Annotated in this window: 18 protein-coding genes; 13 read left to right on the forward strand and 5 right to left on the reverse strand. The window is 39.2% G+C overall.

From position 1 onward, the window contains the following. Positions 1-14: 14 nt before the first annotated feature. The 3 genes from B0G92_RS04160 to B0G92_RS04170 are packed head-to-tail and all read left to right on the forward strand — an operon-like array spanning position 15 to position 2520. Positions 15-464: a 6-pyruvoyl trahydropterin synthase family protein gene (locus B0G92_RS04160; protein ID WP_101471192.1), complete on the forward strand. Its 450-nt coding sequence runs from the start codon at positions 15-17 to the stop codon at positions 462-464. 39 nt (positions 465-503) lie between these two features. After that, on the forward strand, positions 504-947 hold the full coding sequence (locus B0G92_RS04165; RefSeq protein WP_056067869.1) for a deoxycytidylate deaminase: 444 nt from the start codon (positions 504-506) through the stop codon (positions 945-947). Next, positions 934-2520 (forward strand): S41 family peptidase, encoded by a 1587-nt coding sequence (locus tag B0G92_RS04170; protein ID WP_101471193.1) that lies wholly within the window; start codon positions 934-936, stop codon positions 2518-2520. Before B0G92_RS04165 ends, B0G92_RS04170 begins: the two co-directional genes overlap by 14 nt. A 113-nt stretch (positions 2521-2633) precedes the next feature. Here the strand turns inward: B0G92_RS04170 and B0G92_RS04175 are convergent, their stop codons facing one another. The 3 genes from B0G92_RS04175 to B0G92_RS04185 are packed head-to-tail and all read right to left on the reverse strand — an operon-like array spanning position 2634 to position 4073. Next, a complete protein-coding gene (locus B0G92_RS04175) occupies positions 2634-3242 on the reverse strand; it encodes an FAD-dependent oxidoreductase (protein ID WP_101471194.1) in 609 nt (202 codons plus the stop codon). 4 nt (positions 3243-3246) lie between these two features. Beyond that, a complete protein-coding gene (locus B0G92_RS04180) occupies positions 3247-3447 on the reverse strand; it encodes a hypothetical protein (protein WP_056067874.1) in 201 nt (66 codons plus the stop codon). A 50-nt stretch (positions 3448-3497) separates the two neighbouring features. Continuing rightward, entirely contained in the window at positions 3498-4073 is a 576-nt protein-coding gene (locus B0G92_RS04185; RefSeq protein ID WP_056067876.1) for a MarC family protein, read from the reverse strand. A gap of 179 nt (positions 4074-4252) precedes the next feature. On the opposite strand from B0G92_RS04185, the gene B0G92_RS04190 reads away from it, so the two are divergent. The 7 genes from B0G92_RS04190 (at position 4253) to B0G92_RS04220 (ending at position 11599) form a co-directional block, all read left to right on the forward strand. After that, on the forward strand, positions 4253-4822 hold the full coding sequence (locus B0G92_RS04190) for a DUF3109 family protein (RefSeq protein WP_056067878.1): 570 nt from the start codon (positions 4253-4255) through the stop codon (positions 4820-4822). 261 nt (positions 4823-5083) lie between these two features. Beyond that, positions 5084-6073 carry a ribonucleotide-diphosphate reductase subunit beta gene (locus B0G92_RS04195; protein ID WP_101471195.1) on the forward strand — a complete coding sequence of 330 codons (990 nt, stop codon included), beginning with the start codon at positions 5084-5086 and terminating at the stop codon, positions 6071-6073. Positions 6074-6263: 190 nt separating this feature from the next. Next, positions 6264-8657 carry a ribonucleoside-diphosphate reductase subunit alpha gene (locus tag B0G92_RS04200; RefSeq protein WP_101471196.1) on the forward strand — a complete coding sequence of 798 codons (2394 nt, stop codon included), beginning with the start codon at positions 6264-6266 and terminating at the stop codon, positions 8655-8657. Between the two features lie 101 nt (positions 8658-8758). Continuing rightward, entirely contained in the window at positions 8759-9463 is a 705-nt protein-coding gene (locus B0G92_RS04205; RefSeq protein WP_101471197.1) for an AAA family ATPase, read from the forward strand. Positions 9464-9496: 33 nt separating this feature from the next. Beyond that, complete coding sequence (locus B0G92_RS04210) at positions 9497-9721, forward strand: hypothetical protein (protein ID WP_056067886.1); 225 nt, start codon at positions 9497-9499, stop codon at positions 9719-9721. A gap of 13 nt (positions 9722-9734) precedes the next feature. Beyond that, on the forward strand, positions 9735-10253 hold the full coding sequence (locus B0G92_RS04215; RefSeq protein WP_101471198.1) for an RDD family protein: 519 nt from the start codon (positions 9735-9737) through the stop codon (positions 10251-10253). After that, positions 10253-11599 carry a deoxyguanosinetriphosphate triphosphohydrolase gene (locus tag B0G92_RS04220; RefSeq protein WP_101472021.1) on the forward strand — a complete coding sequence of 449 codons (1347 nt, stop codon included), beginning with the start codon at positions 10253-10255 and terminating at the stop codon, positions 11597-11599. Before B0G92_RS04215 ends, B0G92_RS04220 begins: the two co-directional genes overlap by 1 nt. A gap of 5 nt (positions 11600-11604) precedes the next feature. Here the strand turns inward: B0G92_RS04220 and B0G92_RS04225 are convergent, their stop codons facing one another. Then, positions 11605-12579, reverse strand: coding sequence for a DUF3078 domain-containing protein (locus B0G92_RS04225; protein WP_310793698.1), 975 nt, complete (start codon positions 12577-12579; stop codon positions 11605-11607). A 34-nt stretch (positions 12580-12613) separates the two neighbouring features. Beyond that, entirely contained in the window at positions 12614-14392 is a 1779-nt protein-coding gene (locus tag B0G92_RS04230; protein WP_101472022.1) for a 1-deoxy-D-xylulose-5-phosphate synthase, read from the reverse strand. 48 nt (positions 14393-14440) lie between these two features. Here B0G92_RS04230 and B0G92_RS04235 point away from each other — a divergent pair, with 48 nt between their 5' ends. The 3 genes from B0G92_RS04235 (at position 14441) to pbpC (ending at position 23128) form a co-directional block, all read left to right on the forward strand. Next, a complete protein-coding gene (locus B0G92_RS04235) occupies positions 14441-14884 on the forward strand; it encodes a nucleoside deaminase (RefSeq protein WP_101471200.1) in 444 nt (147 codons plus the stop codon). A 324-nt stretch (positions 14885-15208) separates the two neighbouring features. Further along, complete coding sequence (locus B0G92_RS04240; protein ID WP_101471201.1) at positions 15209-20704, forward strand: alpha-2-macroglobulin family protein; 5496 nt, start codon at positions 15209-15211, stop codon at positions 20702-20704. A gap of 48 nt (positions 20705-20752) precedes the next feature. Further along, a complete protein-coding gene (gene pbpC / locus B0G92_RS04245; protein ID WP_101471202.1) occupies positions 20753-23128 on the forward strand; it encodes a penicillin-binding protein 1C in 2376 nt (791 codons plus the stop codon). Positions 23129-23142: the final 14 nt, after the last annotated feature.

Raw genomic sequence — 23142 nt, forward strand, 5'->3', positions numbered from 1 at the left:
AGAAATAAAAAAGAATGAGCAAAATCAGAATTACCAAGCAATTTAGTTTCGAAACAGGACATGCATTGTATGGCTATGACGGAAAATGTAAAAATGTGCACGGGCATAGCTATAAATTGTCGGTAACAGTAATAGGGACCCCGATTTCAGATACTGCCAACGTGAAATTTGGAATGGTGATTGATTTTTCGGACCTGAAAAAAATAGTCCGCGAAGAAGTTGTAGATGTTTTTGACCATGCAACCGTTTTTAATAAAAATACGCCCCATGTTGAATTGGCAGAGCAATTAAGAAATAGGGGGCATCATGTGATTTTAGTCGGTTATCAGCCAACAAGCGAAAACATGGTGATTGATTTCGCTGAAAAAATCAAAAGCAGATTGCCGGAGAACATAGCCCTGCATTCTTTGAGACTACAGGAAACAGAAACATCCTATGCAGAATGGTTTCAAAGCGACAACTAGGCTTTGGGGCAATCGCCGTAAAAATTTCTTCGTAAACGTATGAATTTGAATAAACTAAACAAATATGATAAGGCCTACCTTCGCATAGCAAAAGAATGGAGCCGGTTGTCATATTGCAAAAGAAAACAGGTTGGCGCAATTATTGTGAAAGACAGGATGATTATCTCTGACGGTTATAACGGAACGCCATCCGGATTTGAAAATTCCTGCGAAGGAGCTGATGGGTTAACGTTGTGGTATGTGCTTCATGCAGAGGCCAATGCCATACTAAAAGTTGCCGGTTCGACGCAATCTTGTGAAGGAGCCACTTTGTATATTACATTGTCGCCCTGTAAAGAATGCAGCAAGCTGATTCATCAGTCGGGAATAAAACGGGTTGTATATCAGGAAGGCTATAAGGATGATTCCGGTATACAATTTTTAAAAGATGCCGGCGTTGAGGTAGTTCATATTTCTGAAACCGAAATGAATGAAAAACAATAAAATATATCTACCACTTGTTATTTTTGCTGCCCTGGCAATAGGAGTAGTCTTGGGAGGAATGCTTAATTTTCCAACCCAGGGTGTTGCTTTCTCCAAAACCAGCCCCAAAAACAAGCTCAACAAACTTCTCGATTTTATTGACAGGGAATATGTAGACAATGTCAATACGGACTCTATTGTCGACCTGACTGTTACCGGAATATTGGATAAATTGGATCCACACTCCGTCTATATTGCCAAGAATGAATTTGAGCAGGTTTCACAAAGCATGAAAGGTGATTTTGTGGGTATTGGCGTTAATTTTTATATGTATAATGATACGGTAGCGGTCATAAAACCGGTTGAAGGCGGACCTTCAGAAAAAGCAGGTATCAAATCAGGTGACCGAATTCTTTTCGCAGACAATTACAAGCTTTTTGGTCGTAAGATTACCAATGACACGCTTTTTTCCAAACTAAAAGGAAGTGTAGGTTCTGATGTGGAGCTTACCATCTACAGAAAAAATGAAAATAAAAAGCTAAAAGTCAAGGTAAGACGTGATGTGATTCCTATCAAAAGTGTAGACATTGCCGTGATGGTCAATCCAAGCGTGGGATATATAAAAATAAACCGTTTCGCAGAAACTACCTATGACGAATTTGAAAGCGGACTTCTTAGTCTTAAAAAACAAGGAGCAAAAACGCTTATAATTGATGTGCGTGACAATGGCGGAGGTTATCTGGACAAGGCAATTGAAATAGCTGACGATTTTCTCAAAGATAACGCACTTATTGTCTTTACCAAAAACAAAAAAGGCAGAGTAGACAAAACCTATGCTACCAACGATGGAAGTTTTGAAACCGGCAAAGTATATATACTGATTAACGAAAACAGTGCTTCGGCCAGTGAAATTTTAGCTGGAGCTATTCAGGATAATGACCGCGGACTCATAGTAGGAAGGCGCTCTTTCGGAAAAGGACTGGTACAACGTGAAATGCCTTTGGGTGACGGATCGGCTGTAAGATTAACCGTAGCGCGTTATTATACGCCAACAGGACGTTCCATCCAGAAATCTTATGAAAAAGGGAGTGAAGAATACTTTAAGGAATTTGAAAAACGTTTTGAGTCTGGCGAATTATACAAGTCGGACAGTATAAAAGTAGCCGATACGCTAAAATTCAGGACGCCAAAAGGACGCATTGTATATGGCGGAGGAGGAATCGTTCCGGATATTTTTGTGCCTCTGGAAGTAGAACACGGCGAAGAAAGCATTGCCTACATGATGCAATCCGGACTCGTAGGCTATTTTGCTTTTGAAGAGTTGGATAAAAACCGTAATGATTTTAAAAATCTGACCTTTCAGCAATTTTTGACAAAAATGCAACAGACAGACAGCTATTTCAATACTTTCCAAAAATATTTAATCAAAAACGGAGTGCTTCTCGACCTGAAGCACACCAAAAATCTGGTTAAGCGCTACTTGGCTGCTGAATTTGCCAGACAATTATACGGAGACGACAAATACTATGAAATTGTATTAAAAGAAGATGCCATGATTAAGGCCGTTCTGGAAAACAAACAAGAAATAAAATAAAAAAAGCATCCTTTTCGGGATGCTTTTTTTATTTTATGTAAAACTTCTTTTCGTACAAAAAGGCAAAACCTTAGCGCCTCAGCACCTCAGTAACTTAGCGACTATTTCAAGAATTATTTTCTGATGCTATCGTGTACTTGCGAATGCGTACCATTATTCCATAAAGTCAAAATGTCCGTAGCAACTGAAGCGCCGCTTCCTGCTGCGATTGACAATTGGCTTCTCAAGCCTGCCAATGTTCCGGCCACGTAAATTCCGTCAGCAACGAAATGGTCTTCATTTTTTAGCTGGATTCTGTTTTTTTCTGCAATCGCTTTTTTGTGAGGAATTACATATTCCATCAATCCTTCGATGGCGAAAGTGTTAGTAGCGTTGATCGCCACTACAATGATTTTGGTTTGATAAGAACCTTTATTGGTTACAACCGTAAAGTTAGGGTAGGCTCCTTCAATTTTCATGACCTTTTCGTTTTCAATTTGCTGGACATGTGGGTAAAGAGAAGCAAGCTGTTCTTTGCTTTCCTCCAACAGTTCCGAGCCTAATTTTCCTGCAGGAATTCCATAGGCATTATTGAAAACGGCATCCTGAAGATTAGAAGCTTTCTGGTGTGTAAAAATTCCAATTTTCTTGTCGGCAGCAAAAGCTTTGTTTTGAGCAGACCCTAAAACAAGGGCACAGGACATTCCTGAAACGCCTCCGCCAATAATTAAAACGTCAAACATGGTCTTATTTGTCTTTTGTTTTTTCTTCGATCATTTTTGACATTCTGAAAATCAGAAGAATGAAAATGGCGCAGAATGAAGCGGCAATTCCTATCAATCCAACAACACTGTCTCCTTCGAATAAGTGGTCGAAGTCTAAAATAGTAATGTTGAAAATGATTAATGCTAACGCAAGGAAGATTAATATGTAAGTGAAAATTTTCATTATAAGAAGGGGTTCTCTGATTATGAATGGTGAAATTAATAAAATCTATGTTAGATAAAAAGCCCTTTAACATTGGCGCCAAATAATTTAACAGCAATGGCCAGCAGAATAACGCCAAATATCTTTCGGATGACACTTAGCCCGTTATCTCCAAGCAGCTTTTCTATCTTGGAAGACGACTTCAGGACGGCAAAAACTACAATGATATTAATGATTATGGCGAATATGATGTTGATTTTTTCGTACTCTGCTCTCAAAGACAGGATCGTGGTCATGGTTCCGGCACCTGCAATCAATGGAAAAGCAATTGGAACAATAGAAGCTGTACTTGGGTTGTCTTCTTTATAAAGACGGATTCCTAAAATCATTTCCAGAGCAAGGAAAAACAAGACAAAAGAACCGGCAACGGCAAACGAACTGGCGTTAATGCCGATTAACTTTAGGATTTCTTCGCCCACAAAAAGAAAAGCAATCATAATGACACAGGCAACAATAGAAGCTTTTTCAGACTGGATGTGTCCTACCTTTGAGCGTAAATCGACAATAATAGGTATGCTACCAACGATGTCGATAACGGCAAACAAAACCATACTGGCCGTAAAAATTTCTCTCCAATCGAATCCCATAACGATGCTTTTTTGAAGCTGCAAAATTATTTCATTAAAAATGAAAAATCATTAATGATTCGTTAATTTTTTAATGATTTTTTTTTAATTAAGTTATTGAAAATAAGCTAATTGTTTCTGTAAAGCCGGAAATTCAAAAATTAACACGCTATTTCACATTTGAAAACTATCTTTGCAGCATGTTTCAACTAGGAAAAACAATTGTCTCAGAAGACATTTTAGAAAAAGAATTTGTTTGCAACCTTTCAGCTTGCAAGGGGGCTTGTTGTGTAGATGGTGATGCGGGTGCTCCTTTAAATGAAGAAGAGACAAAAATCCTGGAAGCAATCTATCCAAAAGTAAAGCCGTTCCTTCGTAAAGAAGGGATTGATGCCATTGAAGCGCAGGGCACCTGGATAAAAGGAACAGATGGCGATTTGGAAACGCCACTGATTGACAATAAGGATTGCGCTTATGTAATTTTTGACGGGAAAACTGCACTTTGCGGTATCGAACAAGCCTATAATCAAGGTATTGTAGATTGGAAAAAACCGGTATCTTGTCATTTGTATCCAATACGTATTAAAGATTTTACGGAATTTGCAGCAGTAAACTATGACAGATGGGAGATTTGTGACGACGCCTGTTCCTTAGGTAAAGAACTTGAAGTGCCGGTGTATAAATTTGTAAAAGAAGCGCTCATTCGTCGTTTTGGAGAAGACTGGTATGCCGAACTTGAAAAGGTGGCTCAGGAACTTAAAAATCAATAAACTTTTTATTTCAAAATTTTAATTTTCTTCGACTCTAAATTCCTTTGTTTTATGGGAGTTAGCGTTGTTTTTTAATTTGTAAATAACTGATTTACAGTTTTTTAAATAAATCTAAAAAAGTAAGAATTAATTTACCTCTTGTTAAAAACTATGTCCAATTGTGGATAAGTTTGGCTTTCATTTACGAATACAAATGACAATCTTTGTAGTGTCAAGAAATCAAAGAATAAATTCCGATAACACAATAAAAGTCAAGATAGTATGGCAGCGATAGAACCAATTTTACAAGAGAACAAAGACCGTTTCGTGATTTTCCCTATAAAACACCATGATATTTGGGAGTGGTATAAGAAAATGGAAGCAAGTTTTTGGACTGCCGAAGAAATTGATTTGCACCAGGATTTATCAGACTGGAACAATAAGCTGAATAATGATGAGAAATATTTTATCAAACATATTTTAGCTTTTTTTGCTGCATCAGACGGTATTGTGAATGAAAATCTGGCAGAGAATTTTGTAAACGAAGTTCAGTATCCGGAAGCTAAATTTTTCTACGGATTCCAAATCATGATGGAGAATATCCACAGCGAAACCTATTCTCTTTTGATTGATACGTATGTAAAAGATGAAGCAGAAAAAGATCAGCTTTTCCACGCTTTGGAAGTATTTCCGGCAATTAAGAAAAAAGCAGACTGGGCTTTAAAATGGATTGAATCGGATTCATTTGCTGAAAGACTGATTGCTTTTGCAGCCGTAGAAGGAATCTTTTTCTCAGGAGCATTCTGTTCTATCTATTGGTTGAAAAAACGTGGATTGATGCCGGGTCTTACTTTTTCAAATGAATTGATTTCACGTGATGAAGGCGTACATTGTGATTTTGCAGTGCATTTGCACAACCACCACCTCGTTAACAAAGTTTCAAAAACCAGAATTACAGAAATCCTGGTACAGGCTCTTGATATTGAAAGAGAATTTATAACAGAATCTCTTCCGGTGAGCTTAATTGGAATGAACGCAAACTTAATGACACAATACTTAGAATTTGTAACCGACAGATTATTAGTAGAATTAGGATGTGCAAGAGTGTATAACTCTGCGAATCCGTTTGATTTTATGGATATGATCTCTTTGCAGGGTAAAACAAATTTCTTCGAAAAAAGAGTTTCAGAATATCAGAAAGCTGGAGTTTTAAACAGCGGAACAGGAAACGACAGCGAATCGCAAAAAATTAGTTTCGACGCCGATTTCTAGATTTTTTTAGAAGCCAGACACCCCTTTTGTCTTTTAAACCATTTCCTGATAATACAGAATTGTTTTTCTTTCTATAGATGGAAAGAAAAGGATTTCTTTGGTATCAGTACTATTCCCGCTTTTGCGGATTGTTTTAATCTTTTTAATAATCCCGAATGGTCTTCCATTCCCTAACCAAATTTGTAAACTTATGTATGTAGTTAAAAGAGACGGTCACAGAGAGCCGGTAATGTTTGATAAGATTACGGATAGAATTAAAAAATTATGCTACGGCTTGAACGATCTTGTAGATCCGGTAAAAGTAGCAATGCGCGTTATTGAGGGGTTGTATGATGGTGTTACAACTTCAGAGTTGGACAATCTTGCAGCAGAAACCGCAGCAGCAATGACAATTGCCCATCCGGATTATGCCCAGTTGGCAGCAAGGATAGCAATTTCAAACCTTCACAAGAATACCAAAAAATCGTTCTCAGAAACGATGAAAGAAATGTATTTCTATGTGAATCCAAGAACCAATCAGGAATCTCCGCTTCTTTCAGAAGAAGTATACAATGTGATTCAGGAAAATGCGGCTTTTTTGGATTCCCATGTAATTTACAATAGAGATTTCAACTACGATTATTTCGGATTTAAGACGTTGGAGCGTTCGTATCTGCTAAAAATAAACGGAAAAATTGTGGAAAGGCCACAACACATGTTGATGCGTGTTGCAGTTGGAATCCATTTGAATGACCTGGATGCAGTATTGGAAACTTATGACCTGATGTCCAAGAAGTTCTTTACGCATGCAACGCCAACGTTATTCAATGCAGGAACTCCAAAACCGCAAATGTCTTCCTGCTTCCTTTTGGCAATGCAGGACGATAGTATCGACGGAATTTACGATACGCTAAAACAAACAGCCAAAATTTCACAATCGGCTGGAGGAATCGGGCTTTCAATCCATAATGTTCGTGCCACGGGTTCCTATATCCGCGGAACAAACGGAACGTCAAACGGAATTGTTCCGATGTTGCGTGTTTTCAATGATACCGCCCGTTATGTAGACCAGGGAGGAGGAAAACGCAAAGGAAGTTTTGCTATCTATATCGAAACATGGCACGCTGATATTTTTGATTTCCTTGACCTGAAGAAAAACCATGGAAAAGAAGAAATGCGTGCGCGTGATTTATTCTTTGCCATGTGGACTTCGGACTTGTTCATGAAACGTGTTCAGGAAGATTCTACATGGACGTTGATGTGTCCAAACGAATGTCCGGGACTTTACGACGTATATGGTGAAGAATTTGAAGCGCTGTATACTTCTTACGAAGAACAGGGCAGAGGAAGAAAAACCATTAAGGCAAGAGAACTATGGGAAAAAATTCTGGAATCTCAAATCGAAACCGGAACGCCATACATGCTGTATAAAGATGCGGCAAACCGCAAATCAAACCAGAAAAACCTGGGAACAATCCGCTCTTCTAACCTGTGTACAGAAATCATGGAGTACACTTCTAAAGATGAAATTGCGGTATGTAACCTGGCTTCTATCTCATTGCCAATGTTTGTGGAAAACGGACAGTTCAACCATGAGTTACTTTTCAACGTAACAAAACGTGTGACAAGAAACCTGAACAAGGTCATTGACAGAAACTATTATCCGGTTCCGGAAGCAGAAAATTCAAATATGCGTCACCGTCCGGTTGGATTAGGGGTTCAGGGTCTGGCAGATGCCTTCATTCTTTTGAGAATGCCTTTTACTTCGGATGAAGCTAAAAAATTAAACCAGGAAATTTTCGAAACGCTATACTTTGCTGCCGTTACGGCTTCGATGGAAATGGCAAAAGAAGAAGGAGCTTATTCTACTTTTGAAGGTTCGCCTATTTCACAGGGAGAATTCCAATACAATCTTTGGGGATTAAAAGACGAAGACTTGTCTGGTCGTTGGGATTGGGCATCTTTAAGAAAAGAAGTAATGGAAAATGGGGTGAGAAACTCATTGCTTGTAGCTCCTATGCCAACAGCTTCTACATCTCAGATTCTTGGAAACAACGAAGCTTTTGAGCCTTATACTTCAAATATTTATACAAGACGAGTGCTTTCAGGAGAATTTATCGTGGTAAACAAGCACCTGTTAGAAGATTTAGTAGAATTGGGTCTTTGGAATGAAGACCTGAAACAGGAAATCATGCGTCATAACGGGTCAATCCAAAACATTGATATCATTCCGCAGGATTTGAAAGAACTATATAAGACTGTTTGGGAAATGTCAATGAAAGACATCATCGATATGTCACGCCAAAGAGGTTATTTTATTGACCAGTCACAGTCGTTAAACCTGTTCATGCAGGATGCGAATTTTGCCAAACTGACTTCAATGCACTTCTATGCATGGCAGTCCGGATTAAAAACAGGAATGTACTATCTGAGAACCAAGTCGGCAGTAGACGCAATTAAGTTTACACTTAACAATGATAAAAAAGCAGAACCTGTAGCGGTAGAAACTGTGGCAGAACCGGCAATTGCTGTTGACGAATTCCGTGCTATGCTGGAGCGTTCCAAAAATGCAGAACCAGACGATTGCGAAATGTGCGGTTCTTAATAATAAACGTAATATCTATAAAAAACAGCCGTCAAATGATGGCTGTTTTTTTATACCAATAGTTTTAGTCTTAGTATATTTGCTTACAAAATCAGAATAGCTTGAGCACACTATATTTCAGAGATAGGGAAAATGTAAATTTAGAAGATGTTGTCTTTGAAGCTTCTGTTGCCGGACAGGTGGAGCAGTTTTTGAAAGAACACCGTTTTTCAGAAATCCTTCATCAGTATGAACTTCCTGTCGCCAATAAAATTTTTCTTTATGGCAAGACCGGTTGTGGCAAGACCATGACAGCCAAAGCGATTGCAAAAGAACTGGACAAAAAGATTTTTATCGTAAACCTGTCAACAATAGTGTCTTCCAAATTAGGAGAAACGGCAAAGAACATCAATAACATTTTTAAGGAAGCCAATTACGAGAATTCCGTATTGTTTTTTGATGAGTTTGATTCTTTGGGACAAGTCAGGGATTATGATAATAAAGACAGCAGCGAAATGAAACGCGTCGTAAATGCCCTGTTGCAACTTATAGATAATTTTCCAAGAAACGCGATATTGATTGCCGCAACCAATCAGATTCAAATGATTGATGAGGCGCTGTTGCGACGTTTTGAACTTAAACTGGAATTTATATCACCATCAGAACAGGTTTTGGATGGCTATTATGATAAATTGCTGGCGCGCTATCCTGTGAAATATCAACATGTGGAAAGGAAATACGGTATCTCTTTTTCTGAAGCAAAAGATTTTGTTTTCAGGCAGGTGAAAAACAATATTATCCTTGACGAAATGGCAAAACTGTCATAAAACAAACTAATTATTTACTTTAATCATAAACCAATGTCAAAACAAAAAAAAGGAGTTTATACCGGAATCATAGAAAAAGATGAAAACGGAAATTATTTCTGCGGTCCTTACCTTCTGGATTACCAATATACTGAAGCCAATTTTAAGATTGGGGATGAAGTAAATATCAAATCGGTAATTGAAAATCCGAGCGATAAGACCCATAACCAATACCCAAAGAAATCCAAGAATTTCTTTTTGGCAAACCTGAAAGAATAATTTTAAAAAACAAATGGATTATAGAACTTCAAGGCAGTTTAAGCTGGATAAAGATTTGAACGTAAGTCTGGGTACCCGACTTGCAAATTATTTGATAGACTATGTGTGTGTAATAGTGCTCATGTTTGCTATCCTGATAGGGTTGATGATATTTGCGGCTATTATTGGAAGTCAGGAACTTCTTGACCGTATCGGGAATATGAATAAGATAGAAGAATATGGTGTGGCAATTGTGTCCATACTGCTTTATTACAATATATTCGAAATCTTTTTTTCAAGAACCATCGGGAAATTTATTACCAAAACAGTAGTTGTCAATATAAATGGTGAAAAACCCGATACTCAGGAAATATTAGTGCGCTCACTTTGCAGGCTTATCCCTTTTGAAACTTTTTCTTTTTTGGGTGCGCCAAACAAAGGCTGGCATGACAGTATTTCCAAAACCTATGTTGTTAATAAAGAACTATTAGAAAAGAAAAAAGAACTGTTTTATTCTGTTGATGAAATAGGAAATAATACCAACGAATTATGATGAACTGGGAACAGCTTTTGTCTTTAAAAAAGCAAGGCGATAAAGGGAAAAGATTGCGAAAAGAACAGGACGATACACGTCTTGGCTTTGAAGTCGATTATGACAGGATTATATTTTCTTCCGCTTTTAGAAGTCTTCAGGATAAGACACAGGTAATCCCACTTTCCAAAACAGATTTTGTTCACACAAGGCTCACACATAGTCTTGAAGTTTCTGTTGTTGGCCGTTCCATCGGAAGATTGGTTGGGAAACAGATTATTGAAAAATACCCGCATTTGAGAGAAGTTCACGGCTATCAGCCAAACGATTTCGGGGCAATTGTTGCGGCAGCTTCTCTGGCTCATGATATAGGAAATCCGCCGTTTGGGCATTCGGGAGAAAAAGCCATAGGCGAGTATTTTAAGACCGGAAACGGAAAACAGTTCCAAGGCCAGCTTTCTGAAAAAGAATGGCAGGATTTAATCGATTTTGAAGGTAATGCCAACGGTTTTTCATTATTGACGGCTTCGCGACCGGGTATTGACGGCGGTCTCAGGATTTCATATGCTACTTTGGGTGCTTTTATGAAATACCCAAAAGAATCACTTCCTAAGAAACCGACAAGCCATATTTCGGATAAGAAATACGGCTTTTTCCAAACCGATAAGGAGTTTTTCAAAGAAGTTGCGGAAGAGTTGGGTATGATACCTAACAAATCAGGAAATGACATTGGTTATGAAAGACATCCGTTAGCCTTTTTAGTCGAAGCGGCTGACGATATCTGCTATACGATTATCGACTTCGAAGACGGAATCAATTTGGGCCTGGTTTCGGAAGATTTTGCACTGGAATACCTTATCAATCTGGTAAAAGACAGCATCGATACCAAAAAATTCAATTCCTTAATTACTAAAGAAGACAGGATAAGCTACCTGAGAGCATTGGCCATTGGCAGTTTGATTAGTGATGTCGTAAAAGTATTCATTGAAAATGAAGAACTGATACTTCAGGGTAAATTTCATCATGCCTTGACGGAAAAGAGCAAATATGTAGCCCAGATGAATGACATCATCAAATTGAGCATAAAAAACATCTACCAAAGCCGCGAAGTCATCGAAAAGGAATTGGTAGGCTATCAGATTATCCAGACTTTACTGGACAAATTTATTACGGCATTTAACAACCAGTTTCATGGAGAAGCGTCGAATTATGACCGACTATTGCTGAAAATGCTTCCGGAAAAATTCCATGATGAGAAAAATGACCTTTACAAAAGGTTATTGCACATTTGCCATTACGTATCACTTCTGACTGATGGGAATGCATTGGAATTATTTAATACGATAAACGGGCGTAAGAAACTGTAATAAGCCTAGAAGCTGTAAATCAAGCCCACACCAAGCATCTGCTTGAACTGTACTTTTGGTCCTACGGTAACCTGCTGGCCATTGATTTCTTCTTTAGCCTTGATGTCGTGGTCGTAAATCAGGTGGGTGTTGATATTGGCACGCACATATTTGTTGACAATAAAATCCAGTTGGACCTGCCAGTCAACGTCTATGTTCCCAAAATTGTTGATATAATCCGTGTAGAGATTCAGCTTGTTTTCTAAGTTGATGTTTTTGAACAGTTCCTTCTTATAGCCGCTGGTAAAAAGGAAACCGAGTTCCGTTCGAGAATTCTTACCATCTTCAATCTTTTCTCCGGTAACGGCATCATAAACCGCCTTCTGAACCCCAAAGGCTCCCTGGTCTGCCAGTCGTTGGTCTAAAACCAAAGTGTTCTTTAAAGTAAGAGGAGAAATGTAAAGCTGCAGGTTATATTTCTTATTGTTGTATTCAGCTCCGACCCCTAAAAAGGTGTAGGCTGTTGCAAATGGCTTGGAAATTGCCTTCTCAGTATTCGGATAGGCATAACCGCTGGTAAACTGCGTGTTAAAATTAAACTTCGCACTATGAAACCAGTTGGAAGTAGTATCTTTTCTATAACCAAAAGTAGAGTTGAACTGGAAAGCATCGTCTGTTTTTCTCAATTCCACACCATCCTGCTTGCTTACCCCGTAACGTACGATTAATTCGTTAAGCCATTTTAGGTTACCATTCTCGTATTTTCGTGTAAATGTACCTTTTAATAGTCCGGAAATAGCACTGTTTCCCCCGGCACTCCAATTGACAAATGCAATTTCGTTTAAGTCAAATCCAACCACATTTTTCTTTTCCCAATGGGTAACAACTTTTTTAACAATAGCCGAATCTAGTTTTTTGGATTGAATAGTATCTACAGATTGGGCAAAAGACGATACAGAAAAAAATAAGAATAACCCTAAGGCTAAAGGAGATAATCTCATAACAGGCATATTAAATTTTAGGACAGTGCAAAAGTCAATAATTTCGACAGGTTTCAAAAATTATTTGCAAGTTTTTTGCATCTATTTTGCTATAACGTTGTAGTTCGCCAATACTTCCGTGCTCGATGAATTCATCCGGAATTCCTAAAGTCTTTATCCTTTTGGTATAATTGTTTTGAGCTGCAAATTCTGTTATAGCGCTACCGAAACCTCCTTTTGCCGCTCCGTCCTCTAAAGTAATAATAACGTCATATTTCTTAAAAATTGTATGAAGCATGGTTTCATCTAACGGTTTTACAAACGGAAAATCATAATGCGAAAAGTCTTTTGGACCGTCAATATTGGCTAAAGCGGGAATAACGTTGTTGCCAATGAATCCGGTAGAAAGAATAGCAATTCTATTGCCTTCTTTTAAAAGCCGGGCTTTCCCTATCTCAATCTTTTCGAAAGGTTTTTTCCAGTCGACAATCACTCCTCGGCCTCTTGGATACCGGATAGCAATAGGATGTTCCAGTCCAAGTTGTGCGGTATATAACATGTTCCGAAAAGCGGTTTCATTCATAGGCGCATAAATAATCATATTTGGAATACATCTCAAATAGGCTAAGTCAAAAACGCCATGATGGGTAGCGCCGTCTTCGCCAACCAATCCCGCGCGGTCAAGACAAAAAATCACCGGAAGATTCTGTAAGGCTACATCATGAATCACCTGGTCATAGGCCCGTTGCAAAAATGTAGAATAAATAGTGCAATATACAATCATGCCCTGTGTTGCCATTCCGGCGGCCAGAGTCACTGCATGCTGTTCTGCAATTCCTACGTCAAAGGCACGTTTTGGAAAGGCATCCATCATAAATTTTAAGGAACTTCCGGTTGGCATTGCAGGTGTAATTCCTACAATCTTTTCATTTTTTTCGGCCAGTTCCAATAGCGTCAGTCCAAAAACATCCTGAAATTTTGGAGGCAGATTTTCTTCTGATTTTGAAATAATTTCTCCGGTGAGCTTGTCAAATTTACCGGGTGCATGATATTTTACCTGGTCTTTTTCGGCCTGTTCCAGTCCTTTTCCTTTTGTGGTGATGATATGGAGAAATTTTGGGCCTTTTATACTTTTTAGCCGTTTTAATTCTTTGATAACAGCAGCAATGTCATGACCGTCAATCGGACCCGAATAATCAAAATTCAGTGATTTTATCATGTTATTCTGTCTCGGGTTTTTTCCGTCTTTTACAGCGGTTAGATAGTTTTTTAAAGCACCTACGCTAGGGTCAATTCCTATAGCATTGTCATTGAGTATGACCAATAGGTTGGCATCTGTCATACCGGCATGATTTAATCCTTCAAAAGCCATTCCTGAAGCAATAGAAGCGTCTCCTACAACGGCAATATGGTGTTTTTCAAAATCACCGTTAAGATTCGAGGCAATTGCCATTCCCAATGCAGCAGAAATTGCGGTAGAAGAATGTCCTGTGCCAAAAGTATCATACGGACTTTCGCTCCTTTTTGGAAATCCGGAAATACCGCCCCATTGTCTGTTAGTGTCAAAATTATCTTTTCTGCCGGTAAGGATTTTATGTCCGTATGCCTGATGACCCACATCCCATACCAATAAATCATCGGGCGTGTTGAAAACATAATGAAGGGCAATTGTCAATTCAATTACGCCCAAACTGGCACCCAAATGGCCTTCTTTGACAGAAACAATATCAATAATGAAATCGCGAAGTTCGCCCGCCAAAACTGGCAATTCAGCTTCAGTTAGTTTCCTCAGGTCTTCAGGAGAATTTATATTTCGAAGGATAGTATAGCTCATTTCCGGATTAAAAATCAAATTTACGATATTGTTTTCTATTTTTGGGTTATGGAAAACAGCAACACCGACGAATATTTCATGAAAAAGGCCCTGCAGGAAGCAGAAGTCGCTTTTGAAAAAGGAGAAATCCCTGTTGGGGCTGTTATTGTTGTTGAAAATCGCATCATTGCCAGAAGCCATAACCTTACGGAAATGCTGAACGATGTAACGGCACATGCCGAAATGCAGTCGATTACGGCGGCAGCCAATTTCTTGGGAGGGAAATATCTTAAAAACTGCACATTATATGTTACCTTAGAACCATGCCAGATGTGTGCCGGAGCTTTGTATTGGAGCCAGATTTCCAGAATTGTTTTTGGAGCGAGAGATGAACAGAGAGGATACATGGCTTTAGGGACAAAGCTGCATCCAAAAACTGTTGTAGAATACGGTGTTTTAGAAGAAGAAGCTTCCAGTTTGATGAAGCGTTTTTTTCTGGAAAAACGCAAATAAAATGTAATGGCTATCGGGAAGTTTACATCAGATAATGCTCAACATGAACTTTGCGGCTCTGCGGCTTTGTGTGAAATAGTAGCTCGCAAAGGCGCTAAGTCGCAAAACAAGGAAAATATAAACTTATTGAAATTGGTTTGATATAAGGTTTTAAATAATCAATTAAAATTTCTTTCCCCCAAAGAAAAAGTTAGGCATGATTTTTTCTTGTTAAAAATTTAAAAATTAATCCTATATTTATTACAATAAAGACATGGCTTATTCAGTTATGCTGAAAATGTCACAAAGGACAAAACCTACGTTCAACTTCAAATCAATCATTCTATGAGAACTGGAGAACTAATACTATTGGTTTCGGTGTTTTTTTTATTAAATGCATGTAGAAAATCTTCGCCTGAAGATTTTGATTCGGATTTTTCGCTTTTTCGCGATTATGTTACCAGCTTCTCGTCGGGAACGATTTCCGCCAATTCTGATATTCAGGTGGGTCTGGCATTTTCAAAGGCAGAATGGAAACCCAACCAGGAATTGGATGAAGATATTTTTGATATTTCTCCAAGTGTTGACGGTAAAGTGGTCGTATTGCCAAATAACATCCTGGCATTCCAACCAAAGAAAAAACTAAAACAGGGTGAACAATACCAGGTTACGCTCCATTTGGATAAGTTGATTGAAGTTCCGAAAGAATTGTCCGATTTTAATTTTACGGTTAAAACAATCGAACAGGATTTCAAAGTTGAAGTCCAGGATTTACAGTCGTATACAAAAGACACCCAATTCCTGAACATGATACTGAAATCTGCAGATAATATGGATTTGGCAACAGCAAAAAAACTGGTGTCTGCTACGCAGAACGGTAAAGAATTGCCAATAAAATTTAATGAAAAAGGCAGTTCTCCAACAGAGTTTTCTTTTGTTATTGACCAGATACAAAGAGGTGAAGATGATAGTAAAGTCCTAATCAAATGGGATGGCGACCCGGCGGATATCAACCAAAAGGGAGAAAAGGAATTTACGATTCCGGGCAAAAATAATTTTACCATTGTAGATGTAAGAATTGGAGATGAAAACAACCAGTCTGTCCGAATCAATTTTTCAGACCCGCTAAAAAAAGACCAGAATTTTAGTGGTTTGGTAGCTCTTGAAACAGTAGGTAATCTTCGTTATGCGGTAGATGGAAATGTATTGAAAGCCTTTTCAGATGTGGCCCTTGATGGTAAATTGCTGCTGGAGGTTTTTCAGGGAATTGAAAATACAGACGGCTATAAAATGAAAAAAGGCTATGCCGCAAAAATTACTTTTGAACAAATCAAACCGGAAGTAAGATTTGTGAAAAGCGGTACAATTTTGCCAAGTTCTCACAACCTGAAAGTAAATTTCGAAGCTGCCAATCTGAAAAAAGTGGATGTAAAAGTATACCGTATTTTTGAAAACAACGTACTCCAGTTTTTACAGGATAATGAACTGAATGGCAACTATGATTTGAGAAAAGTAGCACTTCCAATTGCCAAAAAAACTTTAGAACTAACCACAAACAAGCTTGCCAATTATAAAAAGTGGAACAGCTATTCTCTGGATTTGTCGACCTTAATCAAACCGGAGCAAGGAGCTATTTACCGTGTAGAATTTACCATCAAAAGGTCTTATTCTCTGTATACCTGCGATACTCCTGCGGAAGAAGAGCCGGTTGCTGAAGAAGATGAGGAACCGGAAGATTTTTCCAGCTACGATTCTTTTGATTACGACTACTATGATTATGATTATAATTGGAATGAAAGGGATAACCCTTGCCATAAATCGTATTATTCCAACAATAAGGTAGCTACAAATATATTGGCTACAGATTTGGGTGTTATTGCAAAACGAGGCGAAAACGGCTCCTATTTCTTCGCTGTCAATAATATCGTAACTACAGAACCGGTTTCAGGTGCAACAGTAGAATTGTATAATTACCAAAAACAAAAACTGGTATCAGAAACTACTGATGGTGATGGTATAGTGAATTTTAGTACCGATAAAAAAGCATTTTTTGCCATAATCAAAAAAGACAAAAACACTACCTACGTCAAACTGGATGATGGAAACTCACAATCAGTGAGTAATTTTAATGTAGACGGAGAAGCACTCCAAAAAGGACTGAAAGGATTTATTTATGGAGAGCGGGGCGTGTGGCGTCCTGGCGATACAATCTATTTGTCGTTCATTCTCAATGATAAATCAAGCAGATTGCCTAATACGCATCCAATTAAATTAAAACTATCTGACCCGAATGGAAAGGTAGTTTATCAGAAAGTTCAGAAATATACAGATAAGAATCATTACAAATTCGCTTTCAAAACACAGCCAAATGCGCCAACAGGAAACTACGAAGCGGTTGTTTCTGTGGGTGGAGCCCGTTTCTATAAAGCCGTAAAAATTGAAACCATTAAGCCAAACCGATTGAAAATCAAAAATGGGTTTGATGGAAAAATGCTGTCGGCTTTCCATAAAAATGATGCCAGGGTTGATGTAGCCTGGTTGCATGGAGCCGTTGCAAAAGATTTGAAACTCGAAATGCAGGCGAAATTTACGCAGCAAAAAACTACATTCAAGAATTATAGTAAATATGTTTTTGACGACCCGGCACGTAAATTTTCTACGGAAGAAGTAAATATTTATTCAGGAAAAATTGACGAAACCGGAAAAGCCAATGTCAGCATCCAGCCAAGATTACAGTCGCAGGCACCGGGAATGCTAAAAGCATCGTTTATTACTAAAGTGTATGAAAACGGAGGTGACTTTAGTACAGATGTTATCTCGGCAACTTATTCGCCTTTCCAAACTTATGTGGGTGTAAAAACTCCGGAACCAAACAAATACGGAATGCTTGAAACCGGAAAAAGCAATGCATTTGATGTAGTAACGGTTGATGAAAACGGAAGACCAAAAGCGGTTAGAAATCTGGAAGTAAGAGTCTACAAAGTAGATTGGCGCTGGTGGTGGGACGCTTCAGATGATTTGTCAAATTACAGCAGTTCCACAACAAATACTCCGTTCTATTCTCAGGTATTGAATACAGACGGTTCCGGTAAGGCCCGATTCCAGTTTAAGACAACCGACGATGAATGGGGGCGCTATCTTGTGCGGGTAACAGACCCTAACGGAGGACATTCTTCTGGTGAAACTGTAATGATTGATTGGCCAATCTGGTCCGGAAAAACAAGAAATACCAACGGTGCAGAAGCAAAAATGCTGGTATTCTCGGCAGACAAGGAAAAATACAATGTTGGAGAAAAAGCTATCGTTTCTTTCCCGTCAAGTGAAGGTGGACGTGCCCTGATTTCACTTGAAAGTGGTGCGCAGGTAGTCCAGACATTATGGGCAGAAAGCAAAAAAGGGGAAACACAGGTTGAAATACCGATTACCTCGAAGATGGCGCCTAATGTGTATATCCATATCACATTACTGCAACCCCATGCTTCTACAAAAAATGACTCGCCAATTCGTCTGTACGGAATTATCCCGATTGAAGTGGTCGATAAAAATACGGTTCTGGAACCACAGATAGCCATGCCGGAAGTTTTAAAACCGGAGCAGAAAACGACAATAAAAGTAAGTGAGAAGAATGGAAAGGCAATGACGTACACTATAGCAATTGTTGATGAAGGATTGCTGGACCTTACCCGATTCAAGACTCCAAATGCATGGAACAGTTTCTATTCAAGAGAAGCCCTTGGTGTGAAAACGTGGGATATTTATGATGAAGTTATAGGAGCCTATGGTGGTAAGGTAAATCAGATTTTCAGTATTGGAGGTGATGAGGATTTAGGTGGTGGACAGGCTAAAAAAGCCAACCGATTTAAACCGGTTGTAATCTATCTCGGGCCTTATTCGTTGTCAAAAGGGCAAACAAAATCTCATGAAATTACACTTCCAAAATATGTAGGTTCGGTAAGGACAATGGTGGTGGCAGGTGATACCCAAACCAGTGCTTATGGAAGTGTGGAGAAAACAACTCCGGTCAGAAATCCGCTGATGATATTGGCATCATTGCCAAGAAAAGTTTCTCCGGGAGAGAAGGTAACCTTGCCGGTTACGGTTTTTGCAATGGAAAAGCATGTTAAAAATGTTACCCTACAATTGAAAACCAATAATGGCTTCCGTGTCATTGGAAACTCAAAACAGACCTTGTCGTTTGCACAGCCAGACGAAAAAATAGCCTATTTTGATTTAAATGTTGGCGATTTGACAGGAATCGGAAAAGTTACGGTAGTAGCGACTTCCGGAAAAGAAAAAGCCAGCTTTGATGTAGAACTGGATATCCTGAATCCGAATCCGGTAACGCAGGATTATAAAGAACTGATATTGGAACCAAACAGTTCCGGAACCATCAACTGGGATGCCTTTGGAGTAGCCGGAACAAATACGGCTAAACTGGAAGTTTCGGCATTCCCTTCAATGGATTTTAACAAGCGATTGGATTACTTAATCCAATATCCGCACGGATGTCTGGAGCAGACCACATCAAGCGTATTCCCACAATTGTATTTGGGCGATATTGCTGATTTGGATACGGCCAGAAAATCCAAAATCCAAAAGAATATTACGGCCGGAATCCAAAAACTGGCGCAATTCCAGTTAGCGAATGGAGGATTTGCTTATTGGCAAGGCAATCAGACTCCGGACGATTGGAGTACGACCTATGTTGGGCATTTCCTGATTGAAGCAGAGAGAAAAGGCTATGCGCTTCCTGCCAACCTGAAAAAGCAATGGCTTGCCTATCAGTCAAAAACGGCAAAACAATGGCGCTACAACGAAGGCTACCGTAATGATTTTGCACAATCCTATAGATTGTATGTATTGGCTTTGGCGGGTAATCCGGATTTGTCGTCGATGAACAGGCTTAGAGAAACTTCAGGAATTACGAACGATACCAAACTAAGGCTTGCGGCTACGTATGCATTGGCCGGACAGAAAAATGTAGGAATGACATTGCTTGGACAGAGCAAAGTAGACGAAGATTCAATGTATGGTTACTACTATTATTATGGTTCCAGCGAAAGAAACCGAGCCATGGCTTTGGAGACTTTACTGTTGTTAGGAAGAAAAACAGAAGCCTTTACTATGGCAACGAAATTGGCAAAAGAAATGTCTTCCAACCGATGGATGTCAACACAAACTACTGCTTATTGCTTATATGCGATGTCGAAATTCGCACAGCAGAACGGAACGAAGGGAATTGATGTAAGCTTTACCAGCAGAGGCAAATCGGAAACGATTAAAACGGCAAAAGCATTTGCTGACAGAAGCCTGCAGGTAACCGGAAGTGGCAATTCGGTTACGGTTAAAAATAATAAAAATACGACACTTTACATAAAAGTGATTACGAGCGGCATCCTGCCTATCGGACAGGAACAGACAGAACAGAGAGGCTTGTCTACAGATATTACTTTCCGTGACCGAAAAGGAAATGCCATCAATGTTGCTTCACTGGCACAAGGAACGGAATTTGTAGCAGAAGTTACGGTTTCCAATACTAAAGGCGAAACGGTTGAAAATGTTGCCCTGACGCAGATTATTCCATCGGGTTGGGAAATTGTAAATACGCGTTTCACGGATTATGGAAGTTTTGCGGACAACAAGGTAGATTATACGGATATTCGTGACGACCGTACGAATTTTTATTTTACGCTCAAGTCAAATGAAACCAAAACCTTCAGGATTCTGCTGAATGCATCCTACCTCGGGAAATATTATTTGCCGGGAGTACAATGTGAAGCAATGTATGACAATTCCTATTATGCCAGAACGCAGGGACAGTGGGTTAATGTCGTGAAATAACACCTTGAAAGGAAAGTCTTCTGTGAAGAAGCCTAATTGGAGTAGGAATTGAAAAGTAAGATAAAAGCGTTTTTTAAACGCATATTGGATAGGATAAAACGCAATCCGAAGAAATCTGTTTTCTTCGGGTTGCTTTTTATTGTCTACTATTTTTGCCTGCCGAGAACACTTTTTGAGCAGCCTTATTCTACCGTAATTGAAAGTGAAGAAGGCGAGCTTTTAGGTGCTAAAATTGCCCGTGACGGACAATGGCGGTTTCCGGCACAGGATTCCATACCTGAAAAATTCAAAAAATGTATCGTCTATTTTGAAGATGAACATTTTTACCAACATCCCGGATTCAACCCGATTGCGATGGTCAAAGCCGCAAAACAAAATCACGATGCGGGTAGGGTAGTTCGTGGCGGAAGTACGTTGACACAACAGGTTATCCGACTTTCAAGAGGTGAAAAGAAAAGAAACTATTTCGAAAAGCTGGTCGAGTTGGTATTGGCAACCCGTTTGGAATTTCGCTATTCCAAAGAAAAAATATTAGAATTGTATGCCGCCCACGCTCCCTATGGAGGAAATGTTGTAGGTCTGGAAATGGCTTCCTGGCGTTATTTTGGAGTACAGCCGCATCAATTATCCTGGGCCGAAACGGCAACATTGGCGGTACTTCCCAACGCGCCCAGTCTGATTTATCCGGGTAAAAACCAACAAAAACTTCTGAATAAGCGTAATGGTTTGCTAAAAAAATTATATCAGGAAAAAATAATCGATAAAACTACCTATGAGCTTTCCGTATTGGAAGAGTTGCCTCAAAAGCCTTATGACTTGCCCCAAATAGCGCCGCATTTGCTTCAAAATGTTGCCAGAAGACAAGAAGGCACAAGAGTAAAGACAACGGTCAAATTTGCACTTCAAAATCGCGTGAACCAAATCGCCACGCAATATTATAATCAATACAGACAGTCGGAAATTTATAACCTGGCCATCATTGTTGTAGATGTCGAAACAAGAAATATCCTGAGTTATGTAGGTAATTCTCCAACAGACAAAGACCATCAAAAAGATGTTGACATTATTACGGCTCCAAGAAGTACAGGTAGTATATTAAAACCCTTGCTCTATGCTTCGATGCTTGATGCAGGAGAAATACTTCCTAATACTCTGGTTCCGGATATTCCAACACAAATTGCGGGTTATAGCCCTAAAAACTTCGATTTGACTTATGACGGAGCTGTTCCGGCACATCGAGCCCTGTCGCGTTCGTTGAATATTCCTTCAGTACTGATGCTTAAAGACCATGGCGTTTATCGTTTTTACGACCAATTACAGCAGTTAAAGTTGCGGGACATCAACAAGCATCCAAACCATTACGGACTTTCACTCATTCTTGGTGGAGCAGAAAGCAATCTTTGGGATTTGACGAAAACCTATGCCGGACTTACATCTACTTTAAATTACTTTACGACGCATTCGGCAAAATACCGTACGGATGAATTCAAGGAACTGAACTGGTTGCACGGAGCAAAATTGGATTTCGGAAAGGAATCTTATGATAAGAAAAACTTAGGGGCGGCGTCTATCTGGCTGACGTATAACGCCATGAAAGAAGTCAACCGTCCGGAAGGTGATGAAGCCTGGAAATTCTATGACTCATCACTGGAAGTGGCCTGGAAAACAGGAACCAGTTTTGGCAACCGCGACGGATGGGCCATCGGGACAAATTCAAGATATGTAGTAGGAGTGTGGGTTGGAAATGCTTCCGGTGAAGGACGTCCTTCTTTGACCGGAGTAGGAAGTGCGGCGCCTGTTTTGTTTGATGTGTTCAATCTTTTGCCCAGAAAAAAATGGTTTACGACTCCGTATGATGATTTGGAAGAAGCCGAAGTTTGCCAGTTGAGCGGCCATATTGCAGGCGAATATTGCCCTAAAATCAAACAGTGGATTCCGCTAAAAAGCAAACAGACCACGGTTTGTCCTTATCATAAACTGATACATCTCGATGCTTCGGGAGAATATCAGGTAAACAGCAATTGTGAAGAAGTAGACCGGATGGTAGCAAAACCCTGGTTTGTATTGCCTCCGGTTATGGAATTGTATTATAAGACCAAGCACATCAATTATGTTCCACTGCCTCCGTTTAGGCCAGATTGTCTCGGAGCTTCTTCTTATTCAATGGATTTTATTTACCCAAAAGAGAATGGCAAAGTCTATCTTACCAAAAATTTTAACGGAGAAATCCAGCCCTTTATCATAAAAGTGGCCCATTCCGACCAAAAGGCAAAACTATTCTGGTATCTGAATGATAAGTTTTTAGGTACAACACAAACTTTTCATGAGATGTCTGTAGAAGCAAAAACCGGAAAATATTACATTACGGTAACAGATGAAGCCGGAAATGAAATCAGCAGGAGGATTGAAATTGTAAAAGAATAAGGAAATTACGGAAA

Source organism: Flavobacterium lindanitolerans, assembly GCF_002846575.1.
Lineage (GTDB): Bacteria > Bacteroidota > Bacteroidia > Flavobacteriales > Flavobacteriaceae > Flavobacterium > Flavobacterium lindanitolerans.